At 66.2% G+C, this 13,560-nt stretch carries 13 protein-coding genes; 2 read left to right on the top strand and 11 right to left on the bottom strand.

All coding sequences use genetic code 11. The features are described from left to right. Positions 1-5: 5 nt before the first annotated feature. The 10 genes from nrdH to RM190_RS06115 form a co-directional block, all read right to left on the bottom strand. Complete coding sequence (gene nrdH, locus RM190_RS06070; protein WP_311758523.1) at positions 6-227, bottom strand: glutaredoxin-like protein NrdH; 222 nt, start codon at positions 225-227, stop codon at positions 6-8. A 378-nt stretch (positions 228-605) separates the two neighbouring features. After that, positions 606-1,244 carry a 3-oxo-tetronate 4-phosphate decarboxylase gene (gene otnC, locus RM190_RS06075; protein ID WP_311758524.1) on the bottom strand — a complete coding sequence of 213 codons (639 nt, stop codon included), beginning with the start codon at positions 1,242-1,244 and terminating at the stop codon, positions 606-608. Beyond that, complete coding sequence (gene otnK / locus RM190_RS06080) at positions 1,237-2,502, bottom strand: 3-oxo-tetronate kinase (RefSeq protein ID WP_311758525.1); 1,266 nt, start codon at positions 2,500-2,502, stop codon at positions 1,237-1,239. Before otnK ends, otnC begins: the two co-directional genes overlap by 8 nt. A 54-nt stretch (positions 2,503-2,556) precedes the next feature. After that, positions 2,557-3,687 carry a M20/M25/M40 family metallo-hydrolase gene (locus tag RM190_RS06085; RefSeq protein ID WP_311758526.1) on the bottom strand — a complete coding sequence of 377 codons (1,131 nt, stop codon included), beginning with the start codon at positions 3,685-3,687 and terminating at the stop codon, positions 2,557-2,559. Continuing rightward, a complete protein-coding gene (locus tag RM190_RS06090) occupies positions 3,684-4,859 on the bottom strand; it encodes a M20 aminoacylase family protein (protein WP_311758527.1) in 1,176 nt (391 codons plus the stop codon). The genes RM190_RS06085 and RM190_RS06090 overlap by 4 nt, the downstream gene beginning before the upstream one ends. Then, positions 4,843-6,516, bottom strand: a complete 1,674-nt coding sequence (locus tag RM190_RS06095) for an ABC transporter ATP-binding protein (RefSeq protein WP_311758528.1) — start codon at positions 6,514-6,516, stop codon at positions 4,843-4,845. The genes RM190_RS06090 and RM190_RS06095 overlap by 17 nt, the downstream gene beginning before the upstream one ends. Before the next feature lie 3 nt (positions 6,517-6,519). Continuing rightward, positions 6,520-7,395: an ABC transporter permease gene (locus RM190_RS06100; protein WP_311758529.1), complete on the bottom strand. Its 876-nt coding sequence runs from the start codon at positions 7,393-7,395 to the stop codon at positions 6,520-6,522. Further along, positions 7,395-8,336, bottom strand: a complete 942-nt coding sequence (locus RM190_RS06105; protein WP_311758530.1) for an ABC transporter permease — start codon at positions 8,334-8,336, stop codon at positions 7,395-7,397. Before RM190_RS06105 ends, RM190_RS06100 begins: the two co-directional genes overlap by 1 nt. 66 nt (positions 8,337-8,402) lie before the next feature. Beyond that, entirely contained in the window at positions 8,403-9,968 is a 1,566-nt protein-coding gene (locus tag RM190_RS06110) for an ABC transporter substrate-binding protein (RefSeq protein WP_311758531.1), read from the bottom strand. Between the two features lie 67 nt (positions 9,969-10,035). Then, positions 10,036-11,565: a M81 family metallopeptidase gene (locus tag RM190_RS06115; protein ID WP_311758532.1), complete on the bottom strand. Its 1,530-nt coding sequence runs from the start codon at positions 11,563-11,565 to the stop codon at positions 10,036-10,038. 132 nt (positions 11,566-11,697) lie between these two features. Between RM190_RS06115 and RM190_RS06120 the strand changes: the two genes are divergently transcribed. Then, a complete protein-coding gene (locus tag RM190_RS06120; RefSeq protein ID WP_311758533.1) occupies positions 11,698-12,435 on the top strand; it encodes an IclR family transcriptional regulator in 738 nt (245 codons plus the stop codon). A 93-nt stretch (positions 12,436-12,528) separates the two neighbouring features. Continuing rightward, positions 12,529-12,957 (top strand): VOC family protein, encoded by a 429-nt coding sequence (locus tag RM190_RS06125; RefSeq protein ID WP_311758534.1) that lies wholly within the window; start codon positions 12,529-12,531, stop codon positions 12,955-12,957. Positions 12,958-12,981: 24 nt separating this feature from the next. On the opposite strand, the gene RM190_RS06130 is transcribed toward RM190_RS06125, so the two are convergent. Beyond that, positions 12,982-13,494, bottom strand: coding sequence for a MarR family winged helix-turn-helix transcriptional regulator (locus tag RM190_RS06130; protein WP_311758535.1), 513 nt, complete (start codon positions 13,492-13,494; stop codon positions 12,982-12,984). Positions 13,495-13,560: the final 66 nt, after the last annotated feature.

The raw sequence follows: 13,560 nt of genomic DNA on the forward strand, positions 1-13,560 counted from the left end.
CCGGATCAGGAAAGACGGCCGATCATGTCCGGGCGGAAGCCCGCCCAGTGCTCTTCGCCGGCGATCACGACCGGAGCCTGGCGATAGCCGAGCGAGGTGACCAGCTGCATGGCCGCGTCATCCTCGGTCAGGTCCACGATATCGTAGGCCAGCCCCCGCGCATCGAGCGCGCGCGTCGTCGCGGTGCATTGCACGCAGGCGGGCTTGGAATAGACAGTGATGCTCATTGCCTGTGGTCCTTTTCTCATACTCTTTTGTCTCGGTCCGCGCGCAGCGGCGACAGCCAGTCATCCCGCGTAAAATTCACGCAGGAACCTGCAAATCACCAACCACCTACAGTTGCATTTCGAGCCGGTAAGCCGACCGGAAACTGATCCGGTTCGACTCGTGCCGCAAGCGCGTTCACCCAGTATATAGAGACACGCTTTGCTTCGCTACCCATATGTTGTGGTCCAAACAAAGAACGCCGGGTTTCGCGAGTCGCGTGGCAAAGATGCAATTGTCAACCGTCAGGTTGCGGGGTTGGTCCTGTTTCTGATGGTGGTTGTATTGCCCCAAGGGGCGCGGGGGGCCGCTTCTAGCCCCGCCGATTTCGGGCGTCCACCTTAAAAATCGCGGGGGAAGCGACGCTCCAGATCCGCGACCTGTTCGGGGGTCAGCGGGCGAGTCCGCATTCCCCGCAACGCCAGGAACAGCTTTGCTGTCTCTTCAAGCTCTTCGGTCGCATAGACGGCGTCCTCAAGCGATTTTCCCGCCACCACCGGCCCGTGGTTCGCCAGCAACACGGCGTGATGATCCGAGGCCATTTCCTCGACCGCGCGTGCAAGATCCAGATCTCCGGGCGCGAAATAGGGGATCAGCGGCAGGCGGCCGACTCGCATCACGTAATAGGCGGTCAGGGGCGGCAGCACGTCGCGGTGGTCGATGTCATGCATGCAGCTGACCGCGACGGAATGGGTCGAATGCAGGTGCACGATCGCCCCTGCGCGCGGGCGGCGGCCATACATCGCCATGTGCAGGAAGCTTTCCTTGGTCGGCTTGTCGCCCGACAGCAGATTTCCCGCCAGATCCAGCCGCGAGATCCGCGCCGGGTCGATGGCCCCCATGCTGGAACCGGTCGGCGTCATCAGCCAACCATCTTCAAGTCTGACCGAGATATTGCCCGAGGAACCGAAGGTAAGGCCCCGGTCGAACAGGGATTTCGCAAGCCGCGCGATGTCTTCGCGCTGTTTCGATTCAGTCATCCAGCATCTCCAGCGCCTGGGTGAACATCTCGGGGCCGCCGAAATTACCGGATTTCAGGCACAGCGCCAGTTCGCGGTCCCCGACCGTCGCGCCGCACCACGGCACGCCTGCCGCAACCTCGGGGCCGATCTCAAGCGCGGTGACGCCCAAGGCCGAGATGACCGCGCCCGAGGTTTCGCCCCCCGCCACCAGGAACCGTGCGAATCCGCGTTCCAGCAGACCGCGCGCGATGGTGGACAGCGTGCGCTCCATCATCTCGCCCGCTTCCATCGTGCCATGTCGGCGCTGGTTTTCCGCCACCTCGGCGGGGTCGGAAGAGCCATAGATCAACATCGGCCCGGTCTGCGCGACCGCCCATTCCAGCGCCTCGGCGGCGATATCCTCGCCCGCCGCGATGCGGTCCAGGTTCAGCTTCAGCGTCGGCCAAAGCGGTGTCACATAGGCGATCTGCGCGCGCGTCGCGGTAGAGCAACTGCCCGCCAGCACGACCGCGCGACCTTGCGAGCGGGGCAGGCGCGGGGGCAGCGCCGCGCCCAGATCGCCGCTGTCGCGCAGGTTGGCGGGCAGGCCCATCGCGACGGCCGAACCGCCGGTGACCAGCGCCATGCCGTCCAGCGCGCGTCCAAGGGCGATCATGTCCTCATCCTCGACCGCGTCCGGCACGGCATAGCGGAAACCTTCGCCGCGCAGGTGGTCAAATGCGGCGCGGATCGCCGGCGCGCCCTGCCGCACTGTTTGCAGCGGCACCAGCCCGGTCCGGCCCTGGGCCTGCGCGTCCATCAGTCGGATCAGGCTGGAATCGCGCATCGGCGTCAGTGGATGGTCCTTCATCGGGCTTTCCGCCAGGGGCAGGTCGCCCACGAACAGGTTGCCCTTGTAGATGGTGCGCCCATTCCGCGGGAAGGCCGGCGAGACGACGGTGAAATCCTGCCCCATCGCCGCCAGCAGCGCGTCCGTCACCGGGCCGATATTGCCCGCCGCCGTCGAATCGAAGGTCGAGCAGTATTTGAACACCACCTGCCGCACGCCCTGCGCGTTCAGCCAGTCCAGCGCGGCCAGCGATTGCGCAATCGCCTGATCCGCCGGAATCGTGCGCGATTTCAGTGCGATGACGACGGCATCGGCATCCCTGGGCGTCTGGCCCGCTTCCGGGATGCCGATCACTTGGACGACGCGCAGCCCGGCCTTGACCCAGGTGCTGCACAGGTCCGTCGCCCCGGTGAAATCGTCGGCGATGGCGCCAAGGATGATGCCCATCAGTAGTTCCCCCCATTCAGTCGGCCGGCATAAAAGCCGGGCCGGCGGGCGGGGTCAACGGATGTTCATCAGAAGTCCCGCCGCCAGCTTCGCGCGCTCGGCCAGGCTTGCGACCTCGATATGCTCGCCCAGCGTATGCAGGCCCTTGCCGCGCACGCCAATGGAATCCAGCGTGGGCACGCCCATCGCGCCGGTGAAGTTCCCGTCCGATCCGCCGCCGGCAGAGCCGCAGTTCAGCTTGAAGCCGATATCGGCGGCGATGGTGCGGGCGATCTCGTAAAGCGCCATGGTGCCGGGCTGGGGTTCCCAGACGGGGCGTGTCACCCCGCGCGTGACCTTGAAGGCGACGCCGTTCTCTTCGCCTTCCAGCGCCATCATCGCGGCGACGCCGTGGTCAAGATCCTGCTGCCGCTTGGCCATGCTGAGCGCCTCGGCCCGGCATTCCGAGCTGACGCAGTTCACCCATTGCCCGGCATGGATCACGCCGACCGAGAAGGTGCAATCCTCGGTCGTCATCGCCTCGACCTCCAGGATCTTGCGCGCCATAGCGGCGATGGCCGAACGACCCTCGCGAAGCGCCCAGCCGGCATGGCTGGGACGACCCTCGGTCAGCAGGTTGAAGCGGGCGATGGCATAGCGTCCGATCACCGCGCCGCCATCGGGCGAGGCGGGTTCGGGCAGCAGCACGGCGCGCTGGCCGCGGGCGGCATCCTCGATCAAGCCGCGGGTCGCGGGGGTGCCGACCTCTTCGTCCGGGGTGAACAGGAAGGTGACGGGCAGGGGCGTCGTCCAGCCCGCACGGGTGATCTGGCGCATGGCTTCGAAGAAGACATAGTTGCCGCCCTTCATGTCCATGATGCCGGGGCCGAAACAAAGCCCGTCCTCGCGCCGGAAGGGCAGCTTTTCCAGCGTGCCGATGGGATGGACCGTGTCCATGTGCCCGGACACGAGGATGCCGGGCTTGCCCTGGTCGGGATGGGGAAAGCTGACGCGGATCGAATCGCCAAAGCCCATGCGGCCGGGGATCGTCTCGACCGTGGCACCGATGGCGGACAGATCGCGCGCCGCCAGCGCCATCATCCGGCTGACGGCCGCGCCGTCCCAGGTCGGGCTTTCGCATTCGATCCAGGGACGCAGGCCGGTCAGCATCTCCTCGGCATCGAAGGGCAGGTTCAGCGGATTCATGCGGCATTCTCCAGCGGCAGGCGGCGTTCGACGATACGGGCATAGATCGAGGCGCCGACCGGCAGGATCGCGGGGTCCAGCACGAAGCCCGGATTGTGCAGCGGCACGGTCCCCGCATGTCCCAGATTGCCATAGGCACCGGGCACGACCTGCAGCATGTCGGCGAAATCCTCGGAGCCGGTCGCGGGCTCGGCATCGTCGGTGACGTTGCCAGCCCCGAGAACATCGACCGCGGCGGCCATCCATTCGTCCGACAGCAGGGCGTCGTTCAGCAGGACGTCGAAGATCTCGCGGAACTGCAGCTCGATCCTGACGCCATGGGCCAGCGCGAAACCCGTGCAGATCTCGCGCATGCGGCTTTGCATCAGGTCGCGGATCTCGGGCTTGAAGAAGCGGATGGTGCCGGCCAGCGCAGCAGTTTCGGGCACGACGTTATAGGCGCTGCCGGCATGGATCTGCGTCACCGACAAAACGCCGCTTTGCAGGGGCGGCATGTTCCGGCCAAGGATCGTCTGGAACTGGCCGACCAGCGTCGAGGCGACGACCAGCGCATCGCGCGACTGATGGGGCATCGCGGCATGGCTGCCCTTGCCGGTGACGGTCACGTCAAAGAAGGACGCCCCCGCCATGGCCGGACCCTTGGTGATCGTGGCGCGGCGCGGGCGGCCGTTCGGTTGGTTGTGCATCCCATAGACCTCGTCCACGGGGAATCGCTGGAACAATCCTTCGGCGATCATGCCGCGCGCACCGCCCAGACCTTCCTCGGCCGGCTGGAAGATGAACACCGCGCTGCCGTCGAAATTGCGGCTGGCGGCCAGATATTTCGCCGCGCCGAGCAGCATTGTCGTGTGGCCGTCATGGCCGCAGGCATGCATCCGCCCCGCATTCTGCGAGGCATAGTCGAGGGCGGCGACCTCGTTGATCGGCAGCGCGTCCATGTCGGCGCGCAGGCCGATCCGGCGGTTGCCGTCGCCACGCCCCTTCAGAATGCCGACCACGCCAGTCTTTGCGACGCCCTCATGCACCTCGTCGAAACCCCATTCGCGCAGTCTTGCGGCGACAACGCCCGAGGTGCGGACCTCCTCGAAACCCAGCTCGGGATGGGCGTGCAGATCGCGGAAGATGGCTTCAAGCGCGGGCGCGTCGGCCTCGATCTCAGGCAGGGTTGGCATCACGGACCTCATTCATGGCTTTGAAATTCTGGAAATCCCAATCGCGGCCGGGGGCGGCCTCGATCAGGGCGCGGGTATAGGCATGGGCGGGCGCGCCAAGCACCTCGGCCGCCGGACCCTGTTCGACCACCGCGCCGCGCTGCATGACGATCACCTCGTCGCAGATCTGGGCGGCCACGCGCAAGTCATGGGTGATGAAGACGATCGCGATGCCCAGATCCCGCTGAAGCTGGTCCAGCAGGTCCAGCACCTGCGCCTGGACCGAGACATCCAGCGCCGACACCGCCTCGTCCGCAACCAGCACGTCGGGGCGCATCATCACCGCCCGCGCGATGGCGATGCGCTGGCGCTGCCCGCCCGAGAACTGGTGGGGATATCGGGTCAGCGCATCCTTGGGCAGCCCGACCACTCCCATCAGCCGCGCCGCTTCGGCCAGGGCCTCGGCGCGCGGGGTGCCATAGTTCAGCGGCCCCTCGATCAGACTTTGTGCGATGGTCCAGCGCGGGTTCAGCGAGCGCATGGGATCCTGAAACACGACCTGAAGCTTCTTGCGATGCGGCCACAGACGGCCGCGCGACAGGCTGGCGATGTCCTGCCCGTCAAGCTCGATCCGGCCGGAACTGGGATCGATCAGCCGCATGATGCAGCGCGCGACGGTGGACTTGCCCGAGCCGGATTCGCCAACGATGCCCAGCGTCCGGCCACGCGCCAGCGCAAAGCTGACATCCTTAGCGGCATGGGCCTGGGGCAGCTTCTTCAGGAACCCACGGCTGCCATAGATCTTGTTCAGCCGGTCGACCTTCAGCACGATCTCCTGTTCCGACGGGCGCGAGGGGCGCGGCGTCAGGCCGGGGACCGAGGCCAGCAGCTTGCGCGTATATTCGGCGCGCGGGTTGCGCAGCACGGCTTCGACCGGGCCGTTCTCGACGATCTCGCCATGCTTCATGACATAGACCGTATCTGCGATTTCGGCGACGACGCCCATGTCATGGGTGATGAACAGGACGGCTGTGCCGTGGCTGGACTGAAGCTCGTCGATCAGCGACAGGATCTGCTTTTGCGTGGTCACGTCCAGCGCGGTCGTGGGTTCGTCCGCGATCAGCAGGACCGGCTCAAGAACCAGTGCCATAGCGATCATGATGCGCTGGCGCTGGCCGCCGGAAAGCTGATGCGGATAGCTTTGGAAGATGCGCGGGACGTCGGGCAGGTGAACCTGCTCCATGATCGCGATGGCGCGGGCGCGGCGTTCGGCGGCGGAAAGGCCGGTATGCAGCTCCATCACCTCCATGATCTGGTCGCCGACGCGCAGCACCGGGTTCAGCGCGGTCATCGGCTCTTGAAAAATCATGGCGATGCGGGCGGCGCGCAGTTCGCGCATCTGCGCCTGGGTCAGCGGCAGCAGGTTCTGGCCCTGCAGGTTGATCCGGCCCTGCGCGACCTTCAGCGATTGGGGCAGAAGCCCCATGATCGCCAGCGAGGTGACGGATTTGCCGGAACCCGATTCCCCGACCAGGCAGACCGTCTCTCCCTGCCGGATGGTGACGTCGATGCCCTTCAGCACCTGAGGGCGGCCCGGGGTCTCGGGCAGGTCGACGACCAGGTTCTCGGCCGAAAGCGCGACCTGCGCGGTGTCGAAATTGCGTGACTTGAACAGCATGGCTTACCCCGCGCGTTTCTTCAGCCGCGGGTCCAGCATGTCCCGCGCGGCGTCGCCCAGAAGGTTGATCGACAGGATGCACAGCGACAGCATCAGGCCGGGATACAGGATCAGTTCGGGCTTGATGCGGAAGAACATCCGCCCCTCGGCCATGATGTTGCCCCAGGTCGGGGTCTCGGTGCTGACGCCGGCGCCCAGGAAGGACAGGATCGCCTCGGTCAGGATGGCCGAGGCCAGGACATAGGTGCCCTGCACGATCAGCGGCGCCAGCGTGTTCGGAACCAGATGGCGGATCAGGATCTTGGGCATGGACGAGCCAAGGGCAATGGCGGCCTCGACATAGGGTTCCTCGCGCGCGGACAGGACCACCGCGCGGACCAGCCGCACGACGCGCGGGATCTCGGGGATGGTGATCGCGGCGATGACCGACCCGACCGAGGGGCCGTTCAGCGCGACAAGCGCAATGGCCAGCAGGATCGACGGGATCGCCATCAGCCCGTCCATCATCCGCATGATGATGGCATCCGCTGTGCGGAAGAAGCCCGCGACCATGCCGATGACCAGCCCGACCACCACCGAGACGACGGCCGTGGCGATCCCGATCAGCAGCGACAGCCGCGCGCCGATCAGGACCCGGGACAGGATGTCGCGGCCGAAATTGTCGGTGCCAAGGGGATGCCCCTCGATCGGACCTTTCAGGCGCATCAGCGGGTCCATCTTCAGTGGGTCATGGGGCGCAAGCCAGGGCGCGAAAAGCGTGACCAGGACGATAAGCAGCAGGACCACCAGCGCGATCCGCGGACCCAGCCCGAATTGCGGCAGGCGGATCATCCGCAGGATCGGCTGCATGGCCGAAACGGGGCGGGGCGTCTGGGACATCAGTAGCGGATCCTCGGGTCGAAGAAGCTGTAGCTGAGATCGATGACCAGGTTGACGAGGACGTAAAGAAAGCTCGTCAGCAGGATCATCGCCTGAATGACCGGATAGTCGCGCGCCAGGATGGCATCGACGGTCAGGCGGCCGATGCCGGGGATGTTGAAGACCGTCTCGGTCACGACGACACCCCCGATCAGCAGCGCGAATCCGGTGCCGATCACCGTCAGGATCGGAACGGCGGCATTGCGCAGGGCGTGTCGGAACAGGACCGTCCGCTCGGGCGCGCCCTTGGCGCGGGCGGTGCGGATGTAATCCTCGCCCAGCACCTCAAGCATGTTGGCGCGGGTCATGCGCGCGATCAGCGCGACATAGATCGTGGTCAGGGTCAGCGCGGGCAGGATGGCGTTCTTCAGGAAGGGCAGCGGCCCGGCCGAGATCGGCGTGAAGCCCTGAACCGGGAACCAGCCCAGCTTCAGCGAAAAGACCAGGATCAGCAGATAGCCGATGACAAAGACCGGGACCGAAAAGCCAAGGACCGAGAAGGTCATCACCGCGTAATCGGCGGCGCTGCGGTGGCGCCAGGCGGCCAGAACGCCCATCGGCACCGCCAGCGCGACGGACAGCAGGATGGTCAGCAGCGCGATGGACAGCGTCGGCCCCATCCGTGCCGCGATCATTCCCGAAACCGGCGTGTGCGAAATCAGCGAGGTGCCCAGATCGCCGCGTGCAAGCTGGCCAAGCCAGGTCACGAACTGGATGTGGATCGGCTGGTTCAGGCCCATCGCCTCGCGGATGGCCTGAAGCTGGGCGGGGGTCGCCATGTCGCCGGCGATGATCGCGGCCGGGTCGCCTGGCGTAAGGCGCAGCAGCAGAAAGACGAAGACCGCGACAAGCAGCATGACCGGGATCACGGCAAGGATGCGGCGCAGCAGGTATCCTATCATCGGAATGTCCCTGTTCGGACCAGATGGAAAGGGGGCGGGCATGCCGCCCCCCAAGGGAACCGGGCCTTACTCGGCCTTCTTCAGGTTCCAGAAGACCGGCACGGGCGAAGGCAGCATCTCGGTGATCGTCGTCCGCCGCGCCTGGGGCAGGGTGTATTGCCCCAGCGGCACCTCCAGCACGGTCTGGATCGCGTGGGCCTGGATCTTTTCACCCACGGCCTTCTGCGCTTCCGGGTCGGCGGCGGCGATGTAATCGGCCTTCAGCTGCTCGATCGTGTCATCGGTGGGCCAGCCGAACCAGGCGCTGTCGCCGCGCCCGATCAGCATCGGGTTCGAGATCGGGTTCGAGATCTCGGGCACCATCCAGTTGGTGATGAACATGTTCCAGCCGCCCTCGGCCGGGGCCGACTGGCTGGCGCGGCGCGTCACCAGCGTCTGCCAGTCCATCGGCTGCATGTCGACGGTAAAGCCCGCGTCGCGCAGCATCTGCGAGATGACGACCGGCTGCGTCGCCAACGCCACCATGTCGGTGGGCGCCATCAGCACGACAGGCGTGCCGTCATAGCCCGACTCCTTCAGCAGCGCCTTGGCCTCGTCCATGCTGGCGCCCTTGGTCAGCGTCTCGGCCCCGGTTTCCGAGCCAAGGGGGGTGCCGCAGCCCAGCAGCGCGCCGCAGATCTGGTAATAGGTCGGATTGCCGATCATCGCGGCCAGCACCGATTCCTGCGAGATCGCCTTCAGCGCCGCCTGCCGGATCTTTTCGTTGTCGAAGGGAGGGTGCAGGAAGTTCATCCGCGCCATGGTCTGCATACCCGTTGGCTCGCGCACCTCGACGGCGATGTTGGGATCGCCTTCAAGCAGCGGGATCAGGTCGACCTGCATCTGCTCGATATAGTCGATCTCGCCCCCCGACAGCGCGTTCACGGCCGTCTGGATGTCGGGCATGTTCACCCATTTCACCTTGTCGACATTCACGACCTTGCCGCCGGCCATCCAGCTGGCCGGCTCGCTGCGCGGAACGTAATCGGTGTTCTTGGCATAGGTGACGCTGATCCCCGGCTGGAATTCGGCATCGACGAACTTGAACGGCCCCGAGCCGGTATAGTCGGTGATCGCCTGGTCGGGCGGGGTCGCCGCCACGCGGGCCGGCATGATGAAGGGCGGCAGTGCGGATTGCTTGGACAGCACGTCCAGCATCGGCACGAAGGGTTCCTTCAGAACCCAAGTGACGGTCTTGTCATCCGTCGCCTCAAGCTTTTCGGTCCGGTCCATGATGATCTGGCCGCCCGCGTCCTTCTTGGCCCAGCGTTCCAGCGAGGCGACCGCGTCCGCCGCCGTCACCGGCGCGCCGTCATGGAACTTCAGCCCATCGCGCAGGGTGAAGACATAGGTCTTCTGGTCGTCCGAGACCTTCCAGTCCGCCATCTGCGGCTGCGGCTTGAACTCGGCATCCTGCGCGATCAGCACGTCATAGATCATGTAGGCATGATCGCGGGTGATATGCGCGGTCGTGATGACAGGGTCCAGCACGCGCAGGCCCGAATGCATCACGGCGGTCACCGTGGTTTCCGCCCAGGCCGCGCCCGCCATCATGGTCGAGGCCAGCAGGGCCGCCGTCAGTCTGTTGAACATGGTCTTCCTCTCTGTCGGGTTACGGGGAATGCGCTCCGGTCGTGGCGCCGGATTCGCGGGTTTCTTCTCAGGGTGCGAAGGGCTTTCCCTGCGGTTCCAGCCGGATGCCGGGGCGCAGGTGGCGCCACGGCAGGCTGGCCGGGCTGATCGGCATCGGACCGGGCGCGACGCAGGTCAGGATCGTCTCGGCGATGTGCTGGAAATCGGCGCGGAAATGGACCGAGCTCTTGTTGACAAGGATCGCCTGTTCCTCGGGCTGGATGCCAAGGAAGCGATACATTTCGCGATCCGCCATCTGCGCCTTTTCCGAGGTGACGGCGATACGGATTCCCCCCAGCCGCAGGCAGGCCGAGGGGCCAAGGTCCAGATGCGCGCCGCCGTAATAGCCGCCGGTGGCGTGCAGGCGGCCGTCCGAGACGGTCTCGACGGTGAACTGCGCCTCGAACGGGGCGTCGCCGGGAATGCCGGACTTGCCGCCAAGCGCCAGATGCAGCACCGCGCCGGGCCCGGCCTGATGCGCGGCCCGCGCCGCCGCCGGGTCGGTGATCAGGCCGATCGCCGCGCGGTCGGGGTTGCAGGCGGCCAGCGCGCGCAGCATCCCGGTCGTGTCGCTGTCGCCGCCCGCGCCGGGATTGTCCTGGGTGTCGGCGATGACGATGGGGCGGGTCGCGGCCCCGGCCAGCCGCATCGCCTCGCGCACGCCGTCTTCGGGGGCGAAGGCGCGGCCGGCAAATTCCGGCTCGGCCGCGATGACCGCTGCCGCGATCAGGTCGGCAGCGGCCCCGGCCGCGTCCGGCGTCGCGCCATAGGCCACGACCGAGGGGCCGCAATCCGCGAAGTCAGCCGCCGGAAAGCCCATGAACAGAGATGCGCTGTGCAGGTCGGGGCGATCCTGCGCCGCCAGCGCGTAAAGCCTTGCGCCCGGTTCGCCCAATGTCGACTGCCAGGCGATCGGGATCAGGAAATCAAGCTGCCGGAACGCCTTGTGGTTCGATGCTCCCGCCATCAGCCGGTCCAGCTCGACCGCGGCGCGGCGGCCGGTTTCGGCCATGTCGACATGGGGATAGGTGCGAAAGCCGACCAGGGCATCCGCCGCCTCGACCATCCTGCGAGTGATGTTGCCGTGCAGGTCCAGCGCCGCGACGACGGGCACATCGGGTCCGACCGCGTCGCGCACCCGTGCCAGAAGCTCTCCTTCACCATCCGGGGCGCCTTCGGCGACCATCGCGCCATGCAGGTCCAGAAAGACCCCGTCCAGCGGACCCGCCCTTTCCAGCCCGGCGATGATCTCATCCGTGATCGCGAGATAGCACTCGGCCGTGACCGGGGCCGAGGGCACCGCACCCGCCCAGAGAATCGGCAGAAGCTGCCAGCCCGCCGTCTGGGCATGGGTGAGCGCGCCCGCGACCGGCAGGTTCACGTCCCGCGCCCGCTTCAGGATTTCGGTTCCGCGCGACAAAGGCAGATAGCCACCGCCCTTGCGAAACGCCTCCATATCGGCGGGGCTGGGGGCAAAGGAATTGCTTTCATGCACGAAGCCCGCCAGCGCGACGCGGCGCGGCCGATGGGAAGATCCGGGGGAAGGGGCGGCAATCATCTGTATTGTATTCCGATACACTTGCATTGCATAATGACTTTACGAGTCCGTTTTTAATTCTGTCAACCGAGAGGTTTGTTCTTGTCGCGCGGTTCGGAAACTGACCCAGAAACGGCACAGGACCCGCTTTTCGTGCAGTCGCTGGGTCGCGGGTTTCAGGTGCTGGCAAGCTTTTCCGGTGCCGAACGCGCGCTCAGCCTGTCGGAAATCGCGGCCCGCGCCGGCATCACCCGCAGCGCGGCGCAGCGCATCGTCCACACGCTGCGCCAGACCGGCCACCTGCGCCTGACCGAGGATGGGCGCGGTTTCCTGCCCGATCTTGGCGTGCTGGACCTGACCTATGACTATCTTCGGCTGAACCCGCTGATCCGCGCTGCCAGCCCCGTGCTGCTGGAACTGCGCCGCAACGTGCGCGAACGTGTCGACCTGTCGCTGTTCGACGGGCAGCGGATGGTCTATGCCGCCCGGATGCAAAGCAAGCGCGAGATGTTCTTCGCGACGCTGCTGGGTCATGCCGTGCCGACCTATTGCACCTCGGGCGGGTGGGCGGTGATGGCGATGCTGCCCGATCCGCAGGTCGATGCGCTGCTGGCGGCGGCCGATCTGCGCGCAGTCACGCCCCGCACCCTGACCGACCCCGACGCCATTCGCGCCCAGATCGCGCTGGTGCGCGAGACCGGTCATGCGCTGGCGCTTGAGCAGATCGTGATGGGTGAAATCGCATTGGGCGTGGCGATCGCCGGATCCGACGGTCGACCGGTCGCCGCGATCCATGTCGCGGGTTCGCTGGCGGAATGGGAACCCGAGGAGTTCCGCCGCCGCGTCGCCCCCCTTGCGGCCGAGGCCGCACTGGCCATCACAGGCGGCTAGACCTTCCCGCGCCGGGATGTGAAACCCTCAGGCTTCGCTTGCCGTTCGCCGTTCCGACTGCCATCAATGACCCGCCAAAAGGGGAGATTTGACATGCAAATCCGCTATCTGCACACGATGGTCCGCGTCCTTGACCTTGACCGGACGATGGAGTTCTTCCGCCTGCTCGGGCTTGAGGAGACGCGCCGGATCGAGAATGACAAGGGCCGCTTCACGCTGGTTTTCATGGCCGCGCCCGGCCAGCCGGAATGCCCGGTCGAACTGACCTGGAACTGGGACGGGGACGAAGGGCTTCCCTCGGACAGCCGCCATTTCGGCCATCTCGCCTATCGCGTCGGCAATATCTATGAGCTGTGCCAGAAGCTGATGGATGCGGGCGTGACGATCAACCGGCCCCCGCGCGACGGTCACATGGCCTTTGTGCGCAGCCCCGACAACGTCTCGATCGAGCTGCTGCAAGAGGGTGAGCACCTGCCGCCGCAGGAACCCTGGGCCAGCATGGGCAATACCGGCCACTGGTAAGGCGCGGGCAGGGGCCGGTCCGCTTCAGTAGATGTAGCGGATCTGCTCCAGCCAGTAACGCTCGATCCGGCGCCATTGCAGGTTCACAAGCTCGATCGCCGGATCGTCCAGCACACCGGATTCGCCAAGCCCCTCGGCATGGCGCGAGAAAAGCTCGGCCACGCGGTCCCGGACCTGCTGCCCGTCGGCGGTCAGGCGCACCTTGACCGAGCGGCGGTCCATCTCGCAGCGTTCGTGGCTGAGATAGCCAAGCTCGACCAGCTTCTTCAGGTTGTAGCTGACATTCGAGCCCTGATACATGCCGCGCGAACGCAACTCGCCCGCCGTCACCTCGGACGTGTCGAGGTTATAGATCAGCAGCGCCTGCACCGGCGTCAGGTCGGAACGGCCAAGCCGCTCGAACTCATCCTTGACCAGATCCAGCAGCAGCCTGTGCAGGCGCTCAAGGATCTGAAGGCTTTCCAGATAGGTCTCGATCCGCGCAGGAAGCGCGGGCCGCAGCGTGGCGACGGGACGGAGAGGGCTGGTCTGAGGCATTCGGCTCATTCCGTTCTGGGTCTGTTTCAGGGACCATGAACAGGATTTCCGAATCTCAGGTTAATT

The sequence above is a fragment of the Paracoccus broussonetiae genome (assembly GCF_031854425.1).
GTDB lineage: Bacteria > Pseudomonadota > Alphaproteobacteria > Rhodobacterales > Rhodobacteraceae > Paracoccus > Paracoccus broussonetiae.

What these genes read in the sequence shown, in the direction of transcription:
- otnC (WP_311758524.1), bottom strand. Translation starts at nt 1,244, where the DNA reads ATGACTGAATCGAAACAGCGCGAAGACATCGCGCGGCTTGCGAAATCC.
- RM190_RS06105 (WP_311758530.1), bottom strand. Translation starts at nt 8,336, where the DNA reads ATGATAGGATACCTGCTGCGCCGCATCCTTGCCGTGATCCCGGTCATG.
- otnK (WP_311758525.1), bottom strand. Translation starts at nt 2,502, where the DNA reads ATGGGCATCATCCTTGGCGCCATCGCCGACGATTTCACCGGGGCGACG.
- RM190_RS06100 (WP_311758529.1), bottom strand. Translation starts at nt 7,395, where the DNA reads ATGTCCCAGACGCCCCGCCCCGTTTCGGCCATGCAGCCGATCCTGCGG.
- RM190_RS06125 (WP_311758534.1), top strand. Translation starts at nt 12,529, where the DNA reads ATGCAAATCCGCTATCTGCACACGATGGTCCGCGTCCTTGACCTTGAC.
- RM190_RS06130 (WP_311758535.1), bottom strand. Translation starts at nt 13,494, where the DNA reads ATGCCTCAGACCAGCCCTCTCCGTCCCGTCGCCACGCTGCGGCCCGCG.
- RM190_RS06095 (WP_311758528.1), bottom strand. Translation starts at nt 6,516, where the DNA reads ATGCTGTTCAAGTCACGCAATTTCGACACCGCGCAGGTCGCGCTTTCG.
- RM190_RS06115 (WP_311758532.1), bottom strand. Translation starts at nt 11,565, where the DNA reads ATGATTGCCGCCCCTTCCCCCGGATCTTCCCATCGGCCGCGCCGCGTC.
- RM190_RS06090 (WP_311758527.1), bottom strand. Translation starts at nt 4,859, where the DNA reads ATGCCAACCCTGCCTGAGATCGAGGCCGACGCGCCCGCGCTTGAAGCC.
- RM190_RS06085 (WP_311758526.1), bottom strand. Translation starts at nt 3,687, where the DNA reads ATGAATCCGCTGAACCTGCCCTTCGATGCCGAGGAGATGCTGACCGGC.
- RM190_RS06110 (WP_311758531.1), bottom strand. Translation starts at nt 9,968, where the DNA reads ATGTTCAACAGACTGACGGCGGCCCTGCTGGCCTCGACCATGATGGCG.
- nrdH (WP_311758523.1), bottom strand. Translation starts at nt 227, where the DNA reads ATGAGCATCACTGTCTATTCCAAGCCCGCCTGCGTGCAATGCACCGCG.